Annotated in this window: 18 protein-coding genes; 3 read left to right on the top strand and 15 right to left on the bottom strand. The window is 54.5% G+C overall.

Features of this window, described 5'->3' with window-relative positions; translation table 11 throughout:
* Positions 1-42 precede the first annotated feature (42 nt).
* The 9 genes from FN082_RS17595 to FN082_RS17555 all read right to left on the bottom strand — a co-directional run bounded on the left by FN082_RS17595 (position 43) and on the right by FN082_RS17555 (position 9,415).
* Positions 43-1,488 carry an N-acyl-D-amino-acid deacylase family protein gene (locus FN082_RS17595; protein ID WP_139536520.1) on the bottom strand — a complete coding sequence of 482 codons (1,446 nt, stop codon included), beginning with the start codon at positions 1,486-1,488 and terminating at the stop codon, positions 43-45.
* 14 nt (positions 1,489-1,502) lie between these two features.
* Positions 1,503-2,288, bottom strand: a complete 786-nt coding sequence (locus FN082_RS17590) for an SDR family oxidoreductase (protein WP_112213176.1) — start codon at positions 2,286-2,288, stop codon at positions 1,503-1,505.
* Positions 2,288-3,226, bottom strand: a complete 939-nt coding sequence (locus FN082_RS17585; RefSeq protein WP_139536521.1) for a dihydrodipicolinate synthase family protein — start codon at positions 3,224-3,226, stop codon at positions 2,288-2,290. Before FN082_RS17585 ends, FN082_RS17590 begins: the two co-directional genes overlap by 1 nt.
* A 16-nt stretch (positions 3,227-3,242) precedes the next feature.
* Positions 3,243-3,920 (bottom strand): GntR family transcriptional regulator, encoded by a 678-nt coding sequence (locus FN082_RS17580; RefSeq protein WP_110275508.1) that lies wholly within the window; start codon positions 3,918-3,920, stop codon positions 3,243-3,245.
* On the bottom strand, positions 3,917-4,876 hold the full coding sequence (locus FN082_RS17575; RefSeq protein ID WP_112213175.1) for a 5-oxoprolinase subunit C family protein: 960 nt from the start codon (positions 4,874-4,876) through the stop codon (positions 3,917-3,919). Before FN082_RS17575 ends, FN082_RS17580 begins: the two co-directional genes overlap by 4 nt.
* Entirely contained in the window at positions 4,876-5,592 is a 717-nt protein-coding gene (pxpB, locus tag FN082_RS17570; RefSeq protein WP_142462800.1) for a 5-oxoprolinase subunit PxpB, read from the bottom strand. Before pxpB ends, FN082_RS17575 begins: the two co-directional genes overlap by 1 nt.
* Entirely contained in the window at positions 5,589-6,590 is a 1,002-nt protein-coding gene (locus FN082_RS17565) for an ABC transporter ATP-binding protein (protein WP_139536523.1), read from the bottom strand. Before FN082_RS17565 ends, pxpB begins: the two co-directional genes overlap by 4 nt.
* On the bottom strand, positions 6,571-8,280 hold the full coding sequence (locus FN082_RS17560) for an ABC transporter permease subunit (protein ID WP_142512933.1): 1,710 nt from the start codon (positions 8,278-8,280) through the stop codon (positions 6,571-6,573). Before FN082_RS17560 ends, FN082_RS17565 begins: the two co-directional genes overlap by 20 nt.
* An 85-nt stretch (positions 8,281-8,365) precedes the next feature.
* Positions 8,366-9,415, bottom strand: a complete 1,050-nt coding sequence (locus tag FN082_RS17555; RefSeq protein ID WP_112213171.1) for an ABC transporter substrate-binding protein — start codon at positions 9,413-9,415, stop codon at positions 8,366-8,368.
* A 125-nt stretch (positions 9,416-9,540) separates the two neighbouring features.
* On the opposite strand from FN082_RS17555, the gene FN082_RS17550 reads away from it, so the two are divergent.
* The 3 genes from FN082_RS17550 to FN082_RS17540 all read left to right on the top strand — a co-directional run bounded on the left by FN082_RS17550 (position 9,541) and on the right by FN082_RS17540 (position 12,643).
* Positions 9,541-10,317, top strand: coding sequence for a LamB/YcsF family protein (locus FN082_RS17550; protein ID WP_142982006.1), 777 nt, complete (start codon positions 9,541-9,543; stop codon positions 10,315-10,317).
* Positions 10,318-10,448: 131 nt separating this feature from the next.
* The gene (locus FN082_RS17545) at positions 10,449-11,372 is read left to right on the top strand and encodes a dihydrodipicolinate synthase family protein (protein WP_139536526.1); all 924 of its coding nucleotides are present in this window, start codon (positions 10,449-10,451) and stop codon (positions 11,370-11,372) included.
* A gap of 62 nt (positions 11,373-11,434) precedes the next feature.
* A complete protein-coding gene (locus FN082_RS17540) occupies positions 11,435-12,643 on the top strand; it encodes a pyridoxal phosphate-dependent aminotransferase (protein WP_110275516.1) in 1,209 nt (402 codons plus the stop codon).
* Positions 12,644-12,647: 4 nt separating this feature from the next.
* Here the strand turns inward: FN082_RS17540 and FN082_RS17535 are convergent, their stop codons facing one another.
* The 6 genes from FN082_RS17535 to FN082_RS17510 all read right to left on the bottom strand — a co-directional run bounded on the left by FN082_RS17535 (position 12,648) and on the right by FN082_RS17510 (position 17,764).
* A complete protein-coding gene (locus FN082_RS17535; protein ID WP_110275517.1) occupies positions 12,648-13,067 on the bottom strand; it encodes a cupin domain-containing protein in 420 nt (139 codons plus the stop codon).
* Between the two features lie 100 nt (positions 13,068-13,167).
* Positions 13,168-14,019, bottom strand: coding sequence for a class II fructose-bisphosphate aldolase (locus tag FN082_RS17530; protein WP_208431170.1), 852 nt, complete (start codon positions 14,017-14,019; stop codon positions 13,168-13,170).
* 106 nt (positions 14,020-14,125) lie between these two features.
* Complete coding sequence (gene ptsP / locus FN082_RS17525) at positions 14,126-15,850, bottom strand: phosphoenolpyruvate--protein phosphotransferase (protein ID WP_139536528.1); 1,725 nt, start codon at positions 15,848-15,850, stop codon at positions 14,126-14,128.
* Positions 15,851-15,892: 42 nt separating this feature from the next.
* Positions 15,893-16,966, bottom strand: a complete 1,074-nt coding sequence (locus FN082_RS17520) for a PTS fructose transporter subunit IIC (protein ID WP_139536529.1) — start codon at positions 16,964-16,966, stop codon at positions 15,893-15,895.
* Positions 16,967-16,992: 26 nt separating this feature from the next.
* A complete protein-coding gene (locus tag FN082_RS17515) occupies positions 16,993-17,304 on the bottom strand; it encodes a PTS fructose transporter subunit IIB (protein WP_142982034.1) in 312 nt (103 codons plus the stop codon).
* Positions 17,305-17,317: 13 nt separating this feature from the next.
* Complete coding sequence (locus FN082_RS17510; protein ID WP_110275522.1) at positions 17,318-17,764, bottom strand: PTS sugar transporter subunit IIA; 447 nt, start codon at positions 17,762-17,764, stop codon at positions 17,318-17,320.
* Position 17,765: the final 1 nt, after the last annotated feature.

Raw genomic sequence — 17,765 nt, 5'->3', positions numbered from 1 at the left:
AAGCCAGCCATCAACGCTGGCCGAGCGGTGAACGGTACTTTTTTAGCGTCGAATAACCCGCCCCGCCGTCTGATGGCGGATTTCACCGTCATCCCAGGCCAGCTGGCCATTGACCCACACCTTCTCAATACCCTCAGCCCGGGTACGTGGTTGCGCAAAAGTGGCGCTGTCCTGCACCGTCTGTGGGTTAAAAAGCACCATATCGGCATAATACCCGGCGGCAATCCGCCCGCGACGGTCAATACCCAGTTCAGCAGCGGGAAGGCCGCTCATCTTATTAATCGCCGTGTGCAGCGGGAACAGCCCCAGTTCGCGACTGTAATGACCCAGTACGCGGGGGAAAGTACTCCATAAGCGCGGGTGCGGATGCTCATCGTGCGGCATGCCGTCAGAACCAATCATCGTTGGCGGGAAAGCCAGAATACGCTGGACATCATCCTCATCCATCATGAAATAGATAGCTCCGGCGGGCATCAGCCGCTGCGCGGCCGCTTCATCGCTAATGCCCCATTCGACCGCAATCTCAGCCAGCAGCCGTCCGGCATGCTGGGGATACGGCGTCGACCAGCTCACCAGCACCCTGGCCGCTCTGGCGATAAAGTCCGGATTTAAGGTCGTGGATGAGGCGTTATAGGGGTAACAATCCAGCGATACCGGCTGGCGAGCGCGGGCGGCCTGAATACTGGCCAGCGTTTCCCGCGAACGACCATGGTTTTTCACCCCGGCTAATTTATGGTGAGAGATCAGTACCCTTACCCCCAACCGACGGCCAATCTCATAGGTTTCATCAAGCGAGTCCAGCACCGCTTCAGCCTCGTTACGCATATGGGTCGCGTAGAACGCTCCATAGCGCGCCAAGGGTTCAGCCACCGCGACAATCTCATCGATAGTGGCAGCCCGCGCCGGCGGATAAAAAGTCCCGGTCGAGAAACCAAACGCACCGGCGGCAAGAGATGCTTCAAGCAGTTCCCGCATCCGGCAACACTCCTCTTCGCTGGCGCGACGATCCAGAGAATCCCCCATCACGCTGGCGCGAAGCGTAGTATGCCCTACCATGCAGGCGGCGTTGACGGCAATACCGCTACTGACCAGCTCCGCCAGATAGTCGGCAAAATGGGGAAAGCGTAACCATTCGGGAGTCGCTATCAGATCCAGCGGTGCGGGAACGTTCGCCATTCGCGCCGGCGCCAGGCTCAGACCACAGTTGCCGGTCATCACCGTCGTCACGCCCTGGGACAATTTTGCGGTCATCATCCCCGGCATTAACAGCGCCCGGTCGTCATGGGTATGAACATCAATAAACCCCGGCGCCAGCGCCAGGCCGTGCGCCTCAACGATATGTCCCCCGGCCAGCGAACCCGGTGCGCCGATGGTCGTAATAAATTCGCCAGTAATCGCCACATCCGCGGGTATCGGCGGCTCACCGCCGCCATCAAACAGCAGCACGTTACGAATCACCAGGGTCGGACTACGTATAGCCTCATTCATCGGCATTTTCCACGTTAAAGAGAGGGGATCATGCCGCCATCAACCCGCAGCACGCTGCCGGTGATAAACGACGCCTGCTGGCTGGCGAGGAACGCCGCCGCCGCGCCATATTCATCCGGGCGACCGTAGCGCCCGACCGGGATGGTCTGCTGGCTGCTGCTGCGCACCGTCTCAACGCTGATCCCTTCACGCCCGGCGCGCGCGGCGTCAAGCTGACCAACGCGCTCGGTGGCAATGCGTCCCGGCACCAACACGTTCGCCGTAATTCCGCTGGCGGCAACCTCCGCAGCCAGCGTTTTCGACCATCCCACCAGCGCCATGCGCAGGGTATTTGATACCCCTAACCTGGCAATCGGCGCGACTACGCCGGAAGAGGTGCTGGTAATGATGCGCCCCCAGCCCTCCGCACGCATATCGGGAAGCACCTTATCGGTTAACTGAATGAGCGAGCTGACCATGGCGCTAAACTGCTGCTGCCAGACCTCCGCGTCAACGCCAGAAGCGGTGGAAGGCGCGGGACCGCCCGAGTTATTTACCAGAATGGTTATCGCACCGAAGCGTCGACGGATCTCGTCAAGGACCGTATCGAAGGTCTGAGGAGTTGTCAGATCCAGCCGCCAGGCCCGGGCTTCCCCTCCGGCCTGAGTAATCAGCGCCACCGTTTCCGCCAGCTTTTCTTCATTGCGTCCGGTTACCGCAACCTTTACGCCTTCAGCGGCCAGCGCCTGGGCCATCGCGCGCCCTAAACCGCTTCCCGCTCCGCAAACCAGCGCCGTTTTTCCGCTAATCATAAAATCCATCAGTTCAGCCCCTTGTCGGCAAGTTTGCGTTCCAGGCGAGCCATCAGCCCGCTCAGTTCCTGGAGATCGGTACGGTCAAGAGTCGGCCCCGGCTGGCGGACCGCTGCACTTTTTATCGCCCCGCGCCGATGTAGCGCCTCTTTGCGCAGCCCCAGCCCAATGCCGTACTGAAACTCATGGCGCAGCAGCGGCAGGTAGCAATCGAAAATATCCTCACCGCGTCCCGGATTACCCTCGGCATAGGCCTGGCACACCTGCACTAGCATTTCCGGCCAGGCAAAGCCGGTCATCGCCCCGTCGGCTCCGCGCGCCAGCTCCTGCGGCAAAAAGAGCCCGCCGTTACCCACCAGCACGCTGATGCGGCGCAGCCCCTGCGCCTCGCTCTGACTGCGCAGCTGACTAAGTTTGCGCATTCCCGGTAGATCCTCATGCTTAAGCATCACGATTTGCGGCAGCGCTTCGATCAGCCGCAACATCACCGGAACAGAGGTATGAACTTTGGTCGATTGCGGGAAGTCCTGCAGGCAAATGGGCACCTCGTTGCCCAGCAGCTTCGCAACGCTAAGAAAATAGTTTTCCACCTGCGGGTCGGTTGCCAGATTCGGACCCGGCGCCAGCATGACCCCGGCAGCGCCTTTATCCATCGCCGTTTTCGCCAGACGCTCCACATGACGGTGGGAAGCATGGCTGACGCCAACCACCACCGGCACTTGCCCGTTCACCCGCGCCAGCACCCGCTGCATAAAGCTCAACGCTTCTTCTTCGGTAAGCTTATGCGCCTCGCCCATCATGCCGAGAATAGTGATCCCACTGACGCCTTTTTCGAGATAGAAATCGGTCAGGCTATCCGCGCTGGCTAAATCCAGCTCGCCGCTGTCGGTAAACGGCGTCGCGGAAATAATGTAAACCCCATTGGCTTGTTCGTTCAGTTTGTTCATTACCCTTCTTCCCTACTCAGATTGCCGTAAATCGGGCGACGATACCGGCCCGCGCCTGGGTCAGATGAAAGACCATCGCCTCTCTGGCCCCCGGCGCATCACCGGCGAGAATGCGTTCCATTAGCGCGATATGCTCCTGGCAGCCGGGCTCGAAGCGGGCGACGGTGCCGTTCTGGTCAAAAGTGCGCGCTTTAATACGTAAATCAAAAATCATGCTTTCAAGCATGGCGTTGCCGCAGTGGGCGGCAATCGTCTGGTGGACCAGGTTATCGATACGATGATTCTCAGAAGCGGAAAAGTCCCGCGCCTGACGGTGGGCAGCCAACACGCTAATCACCGATTGCGCCTGCTCCGTCGGCATGCGGGACGCGGCGGCAAACGCCGCCTCCCCCTCAAGCAGAATCCGCAGTTGCAGAATCTCCAGATATTCGCGGAGTGTGGGCTCTTTCACGATGAGCTGCCCACGACCAACCCGCGTCGCGAAGCCGCCGCCAACCAGACGGCTGAAGGCTTCACGCAGCGGCGTGCGCGAGACCCCCAGCGCGGCCGCCAGCGCCCGTTCCTGCAATGGCATATTGGTGGGGATCCGTCCCTGCTGGATCATTTCCAGTAGCTGTCGATAGGTTGTTTCTGTCAGATCCTCGCTACCTGGATTGAGGAAAATATTGTCTACATCGGTCTGTGTTTCACTCATAGCCAGCTCACTTCCGTTGATTGAATATGCTGTAAACAGGCGGCGATGCCCTCTTGCAAACGCCGCCAGCGCGCAACGCCTTCCGATACGGTAATCGCACGAAACGCCACGCTCTGCCCCGGCCGCAGTTGCCCAACGCGCGGCAGATCTGCCCCAATTAAGGTGGCAATTTTTGGATACCCTCCCGTGGTCTGACGATCGTGCAACGCAATAATCGGCTGACCATTACCAGGAACCTGAATGCTCCCGGGCACCACCGCATCGGAAACCATATCGGCCCCGTACAAATGCGCCAGCGCCGGGCCCACCATCCGGTACCCCATCCGGTCCGCATGGGCGCTAACTCGATAGCGCCCATGCAAAAACGTGAGCAGCGAGGCTTCGGTAAAAGCCTCCTGCTGCGGCCCCATGACCACCGATAGCGGGCCGCTGCTGTACAACGATGTCAGATACGCGTGCAAACAGCGGCGACGTCCGACAACGGTTTTTTCCGCCAGAGGCAAGCGATCGCCTTTTGCCACCGCTCGCCCATTCAGACCACCAAGCGACGCCCGGGTCAGCGTAGCGCGGCTGCCCAAAATAGGCTCCACATCGATACCGCCAGCCAAAGCCAGATAGGCGCGCAGCCCGCGCTGTATGCGCCCAACGACCAGTTCGCTGCCCTCCGCCAGCCGATGACCAACCCAGGGCTCCAGCACCCGACCATCAGCCTGTGCATCGACTGCCCCGCCGAGGCACAGGATGCATTCGCCACCCATCACCCGGTATCGCCCACCAAGCGCGGTTAATTCCAGCGCCGCGCATTCCGGTCCGTTTCCAACGACGGCATTCGCTAATCGAAACGCAATCATGTCCATCGGCCCGGATGCCGGTACGCCCAAATGCGCAAAACCACGACGCCCCTCATCCTGCACGGTGGTCAATAATCCTGGAGAGATAACTTCCAGCCAGCGCATCACGCTACCTCCGGCTCAGGGTACCAATCCGCTGCTCGGCACTTGTCGCTCAGACGGGCGAACTCCGCCGGAGTAATGGGCATAAAGCCAACTTCATCCCCGGCCTGAAACAAAAATGGTCTTTGCCGCAGCGGATCAAATGAACGCCAGGGTGTCCGGCCAATAAGGTGCCAACCGCTGGGGCCTGCTACCGAGCTGATTGCCGTCTGCTGGCCGCCGATATTGATACTGGACGCCGGCGTCATCGCACGCGGCGATGAACGACGCGGGGTATGCAGCAATTCAGGCAGACCACCGAGATAGGCAAATCCCGGCATAAAGCCCACCATATAAACCCGATAACGCGCGCTGCTGTGTATATCAATCACCTGCTCCGGGCTGAGCCCATGTCCCTGCGCCAGCGCAGGCAAATCTTCGCCATACTCGCCGCCATAGCACACCGGCACGCGCCAGCGGCGACGCGCTAAATGTGTAGCAGGAAGCTGATTAAGCAGAAGCGTCACGCGTTCACAAAGCTCAATACAGGTCACCGTTAATGGGTCAAACACCACGGTCAGGGAGCGATAGGTGGGAATAATTTCGCTCACGCCGGTCGTACCGTTCAACGCTGCCGCCAGCGCCAGTACCCGGGCATTCAGTTGGTTGTCGATACGGTCGCCGAATTCAACTAATAGGGCCAGTTCGCCCACCGCGATAAAACGTGGATAACCGTTCACGCGGACTCCCTGAAGGTCATCGCCAGTTCCGGCTGAAAGCCAAAGCTGATGGTCTGGCCAGAATGGCGCTCCTCAGGCGGGAGATCGACCGGCGCGTAGGCCACCACCATCTGCCCCTGATACTCAATCAATAGCTTCCAGTGCAGACCGCAAAAGGTGGCCATCACAATGTTGCCCTGATAGCGTCGGGGCGCCCTCTCGCTGGCGCGGCCAACCAGCATATGCTCGGGCCGGATGCCCAGCGTCCCGTCGCGCTCGCCGGGAATGAAATTACACTCACCGAGAAAACCGGCGACAAAGCGGCTATCAGGCTGGCGATAAAGGGTCTGCGGAGAACCATCGCCAACAATCTCCCCTTTATCCATAATGATTATCCGATCGGAGAGATTCATCGCTTCTTCCTGATCGTGAGTGACAAAGACCACCGTCAGGCCCAGTTCCTGATGCAACTGCTTAATCTGAATCTGAATCGACTGACGTAAATTTTTATCCAGCGCGCCAAGCGGTTCATCCATGAGCAAAATATCCGGATTGAACACCAGCGCCCTGGCCAACGCGGCGCGCTGCTGCTGGCCACCGGAGAGCTCTCCGGGCAGGCGTTTACGAAACGTGTCAAGACTGACCAGCGCCAGTGCCTCACCAACCCGCCGTTCAATATCGACCTTCGCCAGGCGGCGCATACGTAATGGAAAGGCGACGTTCTCAAATACGGACATATGCGGAAAAAGCGCATAGTTCTGGAACACCATGCCGATGTTGCGGTCGGAAATTGGCTCGCGAGTCACATCCTTACCGGCAATCTGAACGCTGCCGCTATCAGGGCGTTCAAACCCGGCAATCACTTTCAGCAGCGTCGTTTTCCCGGAGCCGGAAGCACCCAGCAGCGTACAGAACTCGCCGCGCGCCACCTGAAGATCGATACGCGGCAGCGCGACCGTGGAACCGTAGGTTTTGCGAATGGCGTTAAGAGTGACATCTTTACCCTGCATTTGACGCATGTTTGCCTCCATTACGTTTTACCAGGCTCTGCAAAATCAGGATCCCCGCCGTCGCCGCGATCAGTACGCAGGAAGCCGAGATCACCGTCGGGTCAAAATCGAACGCCAGTCCTTCATACATCAGTTTCGGCAAGGTTCGATTACGGATAGTGGTGAGAAATAGCGACATCACAACGTCGTCAAATGAGGTTACGAAGGCAAACACTGCCCCGCCAATCATGCCGGGGAGCAGAAGCGGCAACATCACGCGGCGAAACATCTGCCAGGGTTTGGCCCCGAGGCTATAGGCCGCCAACTCAAGGCTGGGATCAAATCCTTTGAGCGCTGCACGTAACGTAATAAAGGTATAAGGGGTAGCCAGAACGGTATGGCCGAGGATCAGCGCCACCGAGTTGTTGATCAGTCCTAATGGTCCGCACAAATAATAAAGCGAGACGGCAGTAATAATGGCTGGCACCGACATGGGAACGATAAACAACGTTTCCAACCAGCTTTTGCGCGGCGAACGGAGCTTATGGATCCCCATCGCGGCGGTCGCCCCCAGCACCATCGATAAAATGGTGACAATCAGCCCAATCCGCACGCTCTCGCCCAGCGCCAGCATCCATTTACGGTCGGTAAAAAAGTTCACGTACCAGCGTACGCCGTATTCAGCAGGGGGAAACGTAGGGAAGCTGGCGGTACCGAAACTCATTGGAATAACGACAACAATCGGCAGGATAAGAAATAGCGCCACCAGCACGCCTGCGCCTGCGCTAATACGCCCACCGCCGCTGCGCTGCGTCACGACAACTGACTGGCTCCCTTTACCGCTGGAACCCCCCATCAGCTTATCGAGACCAAACAGGCGATTAAACAGCCATAGCGCGACCAGCGTGGTGATCAGCAATACGCAGGCCAGCGCGGCGGCGATCCCCCAGTTCAGCTCGTCGGTAATATTATGCGAAATAAGCTCCGCAACCATGCGCTGTGCCGGTCCGCCCATCAGCGACGGCGTGATGTAGTAACCGACGGCGTTCATAAATACGATGACCGCACCCGCGACAACGCCAGGACGCGTCAGCGGCAGGATGATGCGGGTAAATACGCTTAGCGAATCCGCGCCTAAACTTTGCGCCGCCTGCAGCAATGAGCTGTCCAGCGAACGGAATGAGGCGTAAAGCGGCAGCACCACGAAGGGCATCAGAACATGAACCATACCAATCAGCACGCCGGTAAAGTTATAGAGAAATGCCACCGGCTGTGAAGTAATTTGCAGGGTCATCAACAGATTATTCAGCGGGCCGTTTTGCTGCAACAATGCTATCCACGCCGAGGTGCGCACCAGAGCGCTGGACCAGAACGGAAGCAGAACGGCGAAGAACAGCAGCTTCGCCATCGCCGGACGCACCGAGGCCATCAGCCAGGCCAGCGGGTAGCTCATCACAATGCAGCCGATCGTCACCGCCATGGCGATCACAAAGGTATTTTCCAGCACGATGCGATAAATGGGCGTATCCCACAGGTGGAGATAGTTTTCGAGACTAAAGTGCCCCTGTGCCAGGAAACCTTGTTTAAGCAGTCCGGCAATCGGCCAGACAAAAAACAGGAGTAAAAAAAGCAGCAACGGTAGCGTCGCCACGAGGGCCAGCCCGGGCCATCGGATCCGCCGGGATGGGGTAAGGTTGTCGGTCAATATCGTTGCCACCATAACACACTCCGTTCTGGACGAGGCACCGTCAGAGGTACCCCGTCCGCCCAGTGACTCACTGAATCAACTTATGTTTCGCGCGCCGTTATTGCGCACGCACCTGGTTGTAGCGCTCAATGATGGCGGGGCCATTTTTGTCCCACCATCCGGCATCCATAAACAGAGTGTGCTGCAATCGTTCCGGGGTGGACGGCAAACGTTCCTGACGCGCTTTGTCGATGTATTGCATCGCCTCGCTGGTGGTCGGGCCATAGGCGATGTACTTACTGAACTCAGCCTGATGCTGCGGCGAAATAATATAGTTGAGTAGCTTCAGCGCCGCGTCGCGGTTGTGGGCCCCTTTGACCAGTGCAAAGTAGCCAACCTGCGCGACAGAATCATCCCATGACATTTTGATCGGCACGCCAGAGTCAATACCCGACTGGAAGCGGCCGTTCCAGCCTAAAGCCATCACCACTTCACCGCTGGAGAGCGCCTGCACCGGTTCCGCGCCGCTCTTCCACCATTTCGCCACATAGGGTTTGATTTTCTTAATCTGGTTCATCGCCCGATCGACCCCCTCCGGGGTGCTGAGCGTTTTATAGACATCTTCCGGCTTGACGCCATCGGCAATGAGCGCGGCTTCGATAACCGTAGCCGGTTCATCCTGCAAGGTGCGTTTACCGGGGAATTTCTTCACATCCCAAAAATCAGCGAAGGTTTTCGGCTGCGGTTTCCCCTCCGGGAAGACCTTGCTTGAGAAGCCTATCAGGGTGGAGAAAATCTCAGACGGGACGCCGTAATCATTACGCGCGCCGGGGATAACATGCTGCTGATTGACCATTTCTGGGGTGATCTTTTCAAATACCCCGAGCTTAATGCCGCGAGCCAGGCGCGAGCTATTCTCCGTCACCACATCCCATGACACAGTATCGGTATCCTGCATGGCTTTTAGTTTACTGACCTGCGGGTCGGTATCTTCCACGACATCAATACCGGTTTCTTTATTGAAGGGCTTCAGCCAGGCTTCACGAATCGCATCCTGATAGGCTCCGCCCCAGCTAGCAAAATAGAGCTCATCCGCGCTGGCGGACAGGCTATAGCTCATGGTCAACAGGCCCAATGTCAGACAGCCTGCTTTGATCGATGGTTTCATCTGCTCACTCTCTCCTGGTTAAACATTCGCTCATCGGCACATTCGCCAGCGACGTCATTTTGGCTTTTACCCTTTGGCATTCTCATTGCATGCATTTGGTATACCAACTGTCTCGAGGAGTAATCATGCAAGAAGTGGACCTGAATTCAGATCTGGGTGAAAGTTTTGGTCAATTCAGCGTTGGCGACGATGAAGCCATGCTGGATCTGGTGACCTCAGCCAACGTCGCCTGTGGTTTTCACGCCGGCGATGCGCTGGTGATGCACCGCACTATCACCCATGCCAGAGCGCGCGGGCTGGACGTCGGGGCCCATCCGGGGTTTCTTGATCTTTGGGGTTTTGGCAGGCGCACGATTACCGGTGATAGCCCAGCGGACGTTGGTAAAATGGTGGTGTACCAACTGGGCGCCATGCAGGCCATGGCGCGGGTCTGCGGTCATATGATGACCCACGTCAAGCTACACGGCGCAATGGCTACCCAGGCCTTCACCGACGATGCCTTATCGGAAGCCATCGTCAGCGCTATTCTCGCCGTGGACCGCCAGCTGGTGCTGGTCACTACGCCGCACAATGCGACAGAACGCGCGGCGCGCAAGGCCGGGCTGCGCGTCGCCTGTGAAGTGTTCGCCGACCGCAGCTACGGTGAAAACGGATTGACTCTGCCGCGACATTTGCCGGACGCCATTATCCGCGACCCCGAACGCGCCGCCAGTCGTGCGCTACAAATGATTGAAGAACAAGCGATTCGTACCATTAGCGGGGTCAAAATCCCAATGCCCGTTCATACCCTATGCGTCCATGGCGATAACCCGCAGGGCGTGGCCATCGCCCGCACGCTGCGCGAACGTCTGACCGCCGCTGGCGTCGTCATTCGCCCGCTCAGCCAGCTGAGTCATCTATAAGCCGTTGCAACATAAATGCACAAATGATGCGCACTTATCGTGCGCATTTGCACCATCGACAGGCAGCCGCCGGTCACCAACCACCAGACCATCGTCATGCCGTCGTGGCATGACCAGTTAAGGAGAGAGAGATGAAAGACAGGATTGAATGCCGTGAAAGACTACGCGGGATCTTCAATATTACCGTGACCCCTTTTACCGAACAGGGAGAGATTGATTTCGCCGGTCTGGCCGCCAATATCGAGCGCGTCATTGACCTCGGCTATGACGGCGTCCTGATAGGCGGAACCTACGGCGAATTCCCGGCGCTGAGCCCTGAGGAGCGAGCAACCATTTTCCGTCACGTGATGCAGGTTGTCGGCGATCGCGTTCCGGTGATGCTGTGCAGCGCAGGCTCCGATGCCCGGGTAGTCCGTGAATTAACCACGCTGGCAGGCGATCTCGGCGGCCTGCCGATGGTTACGCCGCCTTTTGTTTCCGAAGTCACCGATACGCAAATCGTGAATTTTTTCCAACAAATGGCGCCGTTATCTAAAACCGGGATTCTGGTATACAACGCGCCGGGTATCGGCATTACCCTCCCTCCTGCGCTTCTGGAGCAGTTGGCAGATATTCCGCAGGTTGTAGGCATCAAACAAGGCGACCTGAGTCCAACCGTTATTGACCAAATCGCCAACCGGTTGTCCGGGCGTCTGCGCCTGTTCTGCGCTTCAGACCTGGCATTTTTAGGCCCAATGATGTGCGGTTTCGATGGGATAAGCACGACCAACAGCGGTGCGCTGCCTGAGCTGGTATTAGCCAGTTTCCGTGCGCTGGAGCGAGGCGATGCCATCGCCGCCAGAGAGCTGCACCGCCTATGGTACGGCTTCCGTGCTCTTGCGCGTCGCCATGGCCAGCCGCAGCTGGTGAAGGCAGCAATGAATCTGCGCGGCTTCAACGGCGGACATGTACGTTCACCGCTAGTCGATGTTACCCCGGAGGTGATTGCCGAAACCCAGGCGGAGCTTCAGCGACTCGCCGCCGATGCCCGCAGCGGCGTCTCGCTACCGGCCTGAATCCCCTGAAACAAACGAATACGCCGCGCGATGAAATGCGGCGTCTAACCAAAGAGAGCACTATGTCAGCACAATTTCTCGCGCCGCGTATGCGGCGAGTTCGCCCTTCGCCGACGGCGGCCATCGCCGACCGGGTCCGTACCCTGCAGCAGCAGAAAATCGACATTATTAGTCTTGGCCTCGGTGAACTGGACTTTGCTACGCCTGCGGCGATTGGCCAGGCGGGTATCGACGCTATCCGTCAAGGTGAAACAAAGTACACCGCGGTCGGCGGCACCGCCGCCCTTAAAGCCGCCATTATTGATAAATTCACCCGTGACAATGACCTGCGCTTCACCTCTCAGGAGATTATTGCCGGCACAGGTGCTAAGCAGCTGATTTTTAATGCGCTACAGGCCACGCTGAGCAGCGGTCTGGAAGCTATTATTCCCGCACCTTACTGGGTTTCCTATCCCGATATGGTAGCGCTGGCGGATGGCGAGCCCGTCATCGTTGCAACCCAGGAACAAAATGGCTGGAAGCTGACGCCGCAGTCTCTGGCCGCAGCCATTACTCCGCGTACCCGCTGGCTTATCCTCAACTCCCCATCCAATCCAACGGGTGCGCTGTATAGCCGCGAGGAGCTGCAAGCGCTGGCGAAAATACTGCAGGCCGCACCGCAGGTACTGATTCTGGCGGACGATATTTATGAGGCGCTGCGCTACGACGGCGCACCTTTCTGCACGCTGGCTCAGGTTGCGCCAGCGCTGCGTGAGCGTATCTTGACGGTGAATGGTCTCTCCAAAGGGTTTTCCATGACCGGCTGGCGCCTGGGCTATGCCGCCGGGCCTGCCTGGTTAATTTCTGCAATGACGATTCTTCAATCGCAAAGCACCTCCAATCCTTGTTCGCTCGCGCAAGCTGCGGGCGTTGCCGCGCTGACCCAACCCGCCGATTTTCTGCCGCAGTGGCAGGCCATCCTCGTCAGGCGCCGCGATCGAGTGATGGCGATGATAGACCAGGTCGATGGGCTAAGCGCCAGCGCGCCGCAGGCCGCATTTTATATCTTCGCAAATTGTTCCGGCCTTATCGGTAAATCAACCCCCGCAGGCGTTCAGCTCAATGATGACGTTGCGGTTGCCGATTACCTGTTAACCGAAGCTCATGTTGCCACTCTACCCGGGACGGCATTTGGCGCACCAGGGTATCTGCGTCTGGCTTACGCGCTGGATGATGCCCTGCTGGACTCAGCCTGTCAGAGCATCGCTCGCGCTTGCGGAGAACTCCGTTGATGTCTTAGCTAACAGGTGATGCCAGCGCAGAGATTATTTGCTCGCGCATAGCGCGGCTTAACAGCATAAACTCGCTGTTCTCCACGCTGGTGTTACGATTTTCGATCAACGCCAGCTTGACGCCTGGCCAGGTAATCGTATTGTGCCAGGCACCTTTCGGGATGCAGTACACCTTATAAGGTTCCATTGAAATATATTGAAAATGAAATTTTGCGCTATCATTTTCATCAATAACCAGCAGAGTACATTTCCCATCTAACAAAATGAAAACCTCGTCAGTTAATAAATGGCGTTCTAGCGTATCGATATACTGGATATCATTTTCGGGTTTCCAGTTTTTTATTCCGACAAACCAGTCAGCGCTTTCAACCATGCACTGCAGGCCAGCTCCATCATACTGTCCAATTTTTACCGAATATTGCATTATTTTTCCTCCCGGCCGCGCGCGGGCGTACGAATCCCCTGGCGCCTGCGCGCAAGCTAAGTCATTTGCTATAAAACCCGGTGTTAAAGGTTGTGATAATTTATCTAAAGTGACTCGCTTTACCGCTGGAGCCAGAAATACGAATATAGTTTTGTAGCGTTTCTTTAGCCTGATTTTCCATATTGATCATCATAGACATGAAATCAATATCCGGCGTCTCTTGCAGCATTGTTCTCAAGCCCTCTTTGCAGCTGACGAACGTGTCGGTACAAACGTTAATTTTATTAATGCCGCAAATAACGGCCTGGCGGATATTTTCTTCCCCGGAATCAGACCCTCCATGAAGCACCAGCGGTTTCTGAGTAGCTTGTTTAATTTGGCTGATACGATCAAAATCGATTTTAGGTGCACGATTGGCCGGGTATTTACCATGCGCAGTCCCCACGGCTATCGCCAGCGCATCAACTCCGGTAGCCTCAAAGAAATGGACAGCATCTTCAACGCGAGTATAGAGGTCAAATTTTTCATCATCCGCATTGGCGGCCTGACCAATAAAACCGATCTCTCCTTCAACCGTCACATTTTGCGAGTGGCATAAAGTTACGACATCTTTGGTGCGCCGAATATTCTCTTCCATCGGATATTCGGAGGCATCAATCATAATGGATGAAAACTGATGGCGAAAAGCGTGGGTAATACGCTCATAATCTTTACCGTGATCAAGATTCAGCGCTACCGGTACGGTTGCACGCGCTGCCAGAGTCCGTACAATCTTAGAGATAATTTCACCATCACCGTGCTTACTCATTTGCCCCTGACCTATATTAATAATGATCGGTGCATTCTCCTCTTGTGCTGCCCGAATCGCCCCACGGACTAACTCAAGATTAATAACGCTGGCGGAAATAACGCCATAATAATGGCGATTAGCATCATCTAAAATAGTTTTCATTGTGACATACATATTTTATACCTCTGCATAGAAAGTGATTTTACACAACAATCATCCCTTCCAGATCTAACTATCTGAAATAACAGATGAACTCTTTAACTAACGACTAAAATTCTAGTACGTCTATTTCTTTAGCCATTCCGGAGAGCAATGACTCTATTTTTTCCATTTCATATGTTGACAAGAGTGATTTCAGCCATGATTCACATTTCACCGTTGCCATTTTCGCTACCGTATATTTCACTTGCGGAACGCTTAATGGCGTGACGCTGAGTTCATCAACACCGGCAGCAATCAGGAAAGGTAACATATTTTTATTTGAAGCTATTTCGCCACACACGTGAACAGGAATCAGGTGTTTTTTTGCAGCATCAATAACTTGCTTAATCGCACGCAACACCGCAGGATGATGCGGCTGATATAAGTGCTGGACTTTGCTGTTATTTCGATCGCTGGCGGTGATGTATTGCGTAAGATCGTTACTACCGATACTGAAAAAATCGCAGCGGCTGGCAAAAACATCAGCAAGCATGGCAGCAGCAGGTGTCTCAATCATTATGCCGACAGGTATATTTTCGTCATATGCAATTTGCTGCATACTTAATGACTGCTTAATATCAGCTATCAGCGCCTTTGTTTCCCAAAGCTCTTCCAGCGTGGCAATCATCGGAATTAATATTTTAATCCGGCCAAACGCCGAGGCACGAATAATAGCTCGCAGCTGTTGTTTGAAAATATCTTTATTATCCAGACAGTAGCGAACAGCTCGATAGCCAAGAAATGGATTCTCCTCCGCAGGAATACCAATGTAATCCGCCTGCTTGTCCCCGCCGATATCCAGGGTACGAATGACAATCTCCTTTTGTGCCATAAGCAGGGCCAGCGATTGATAAAAATGAAACTGTTCATCCTCATCCGGAAACCGATCTCGATTCATATACAAAAATTCGGTCCTGACCAGTCCAATACCATCGGCATACTGTTCGAGAGCTCTCTGAGCTTCGCTAAGGGCCGTAATATTGGCGCACACTGCAATCTTCTCTGGCGTATGGGCAGCATCGATAACAAAACGCCTTAGTGTCTCTTTGCGCTGCGCTAATTGTGTAATGAGCTGTTGATACCGAGCGATACACTGCTCATCAGGATCAACATAGATAACCCCACTGTCGCCATCAACGATTGCTGGCTGACCGTCTACCAGGCTGTCGAGATCCATCGTGACACCAACAATGGCAGGGATCCCCAGCTCTTTTGCCAGAATCACCGAGTGAGAAGTCACCCCTCCGCGGCAAGTGATAAATCCCTGCAGCTGCTCAGGGTTATAGACAATGGTATCCGCTGGCGTCAGTTCATCCGCAACAATAATCATTTTTTGCGGACAATCGGAAAGCTCAACAATAATTTTATTCGCCAGACAGTCCAGCAGCATTTTTTCTATTGCGCGAATATCCTCAACTCGCTGATTCAAATAGATCGACTTAGACTTTAATAAGCACCCAACCAACCTCTCTGTTTCATTGATAACCGCCAGCTCAGCGCACAAATCAGAGAAAATGTTCTCCCGGATATTTGCAATATAATCTTCATCCTGCAACATTAACAGATAAGCTTTATAAACCTTAGCCATATCATCAGTGTATTGCTGTCGTGCTTGCTGATGAAATTTAGCCATACTTTCAATGCAATTCTGTAATGCAGTTAAAAAGCGGTCCCACTCACAGGAGGGTTCCCTGGCATCAGAATATTCAGCATACCTGTGATTATTACGTACCACCTGAATCTGACAAAAAGCGATTCCTGGCGACGCTGCAATGCCATTCAAAATATACATACCGGACCTCAACTATTAGAATAATCTTGAGTAAGCGATGTACTATTTAATGCTAATCTCAAAATCGTCAACTTCTGGCTCCTCTTCATCGCCATCTTGCTGATCGGATGCTTTTAATACTGGTTTGAGGATGGTTAATACTGCGGCAGTAATCAGGCTGCCGATAATTAACGCAGCGACAAATCCCCATGGGTTCCCCATGATGGGAATAACAAAGATCCCGCCGTGAGGAACTGTGCTGGTAACGTTCCACAGCATCGTTAGCGAGGCAGCTGTGGCGGAACCGGCCATACAGGCAGGAATGACCCGCAGCGGATCGGCAGCAGCAAACGGCAGGACGCCTTCAGTGATAAAGCATAATCCGAGAGGAAACGCGGCTTTCGCTGCTTCAATTTCTCCCTGAGAATAGCGTTTACGCCGAGAAATAAACACGGAAATCGCAACACCGATGGGAGGAACCATACCCGCGACAATTTTCGCCGCTTCCGGGCCATAAATCCCCTGAGCCAGCATGGCATTTGAGAAAAGAGATGCGGATTTATTTACCGGCCCTCCAAGATCAAACCCCATCATCGCACCAATTATCCCCCCGAGTACCATCCTCGATCCGCCCATAAGTCCCCCCATCCAGTCAATGACTGCCGCCTGAGCGATGGCAACCGGACGTCCCAGAAATAGATAAAACGCCAGGCCAATAATCAGGGTTGAAAGCAAGGGGATAAAGAGTACCGGCATCAGCCCCTGCATACTGGAGGGAAGCTTTAAGTAGCGACGAATCGCCAGTATGACGTAACCCACCAGGAACCCGGCCAACATGCCTCCCAGGAACCCGGCTTTAATTTCAATGGCCACAAACCCCAGAATCAGCCCAGGGGTAATACCCGGGCGATCGGCAATGGAATAGGCAATGCCGGCAGTAAGAACCGGGACAACGAGCCCCATTGCAACCACGCCAAGCTGGTTGATAAACCAGGGCAACGTTTGCGTCGCATTGGCAACAAATGCACCGCCAAATATTTTTGCAATCGCCATACAAAGCCCTGCTGCGACAACCACAGGAATCATGTAGGAAACGCCGGTCAACATATGCTTCTTGAAACCGATACTGTAAGACATACTATCGCCCTCATATTTAGGGTTAATTATTTTTGCATTTTTTCTTGTATTTTTTGAATCAAAGACTTAGGTGATTTGACTACGGTAGAAATAGGAACTTCGACCACATGCTTATCCTTAAAACGCTCTAACCCGCCAATGCCAATATCGGTTGCAAAAATAACAATGTCCGCATTAGCGATATCCTCAGGACTAAGTTTATCATCGACACCAATAGACCCCTGAGTTTCTACTTTAATGTTATGCCCCAGACTCAAGGCAGCCTGGATTAGTTTTTCTTTAGCGATATAAGTGTGGGCAATGCCCGCAGTACAGGCGGTAATTCCAACAATATTCATCATACACTCCAGATTATTCAAAGGCAGACACCAGTTCGTCCGTCGACGCTGCTGAGAGTAATTTCTCGCAAGTTTCCTCCTTTCCTAACATGCGAGCTACTTGTGACATCATTTTAACGAAATAATCATTTTTATCTTTTTTATTTACGGCAAAAAGAATTATAACTTTTACTCTATTACCGTCCAGGGACTCCCATTCAATTGGTTTTTTTAATAAACCAATAGCGATACAGGTATTGTTAACAAAATCTGATTTACCATGAGGTATAGCAATAAAGCCACCAATTCCCGTTTTACCTTCACCTTCACGTTGGTAAACATCCTGAATAAAAGCGTGTGGATCGTTAACTGCACCATCCTTATACAGCAGGTCAATTAATGATTCGAGCGCTTGCCGTTTATCGGTCGCTGGCATATTAATTTGCAGGGCGTTTTTATTGATAACATCTGAAAGCATCATA

It is taken from the genome of Klebsiella spallanzanii, from assembly GCF_902158555.1.
In the GTDB taxonomy this organism is placed as follows: domain Bacteria; phylum Pseudomonadota; class Gammaproteobacteria; order Enterobacterales; family Enterobacteriaceae; genus Klebsiella; species Klebsiella spallanzanii.
The sequence above is the reverse complement of the archived record's forward strand: the minus strand, read 5'-3'. Positions and strand labels throughout refer to the sequence as shown.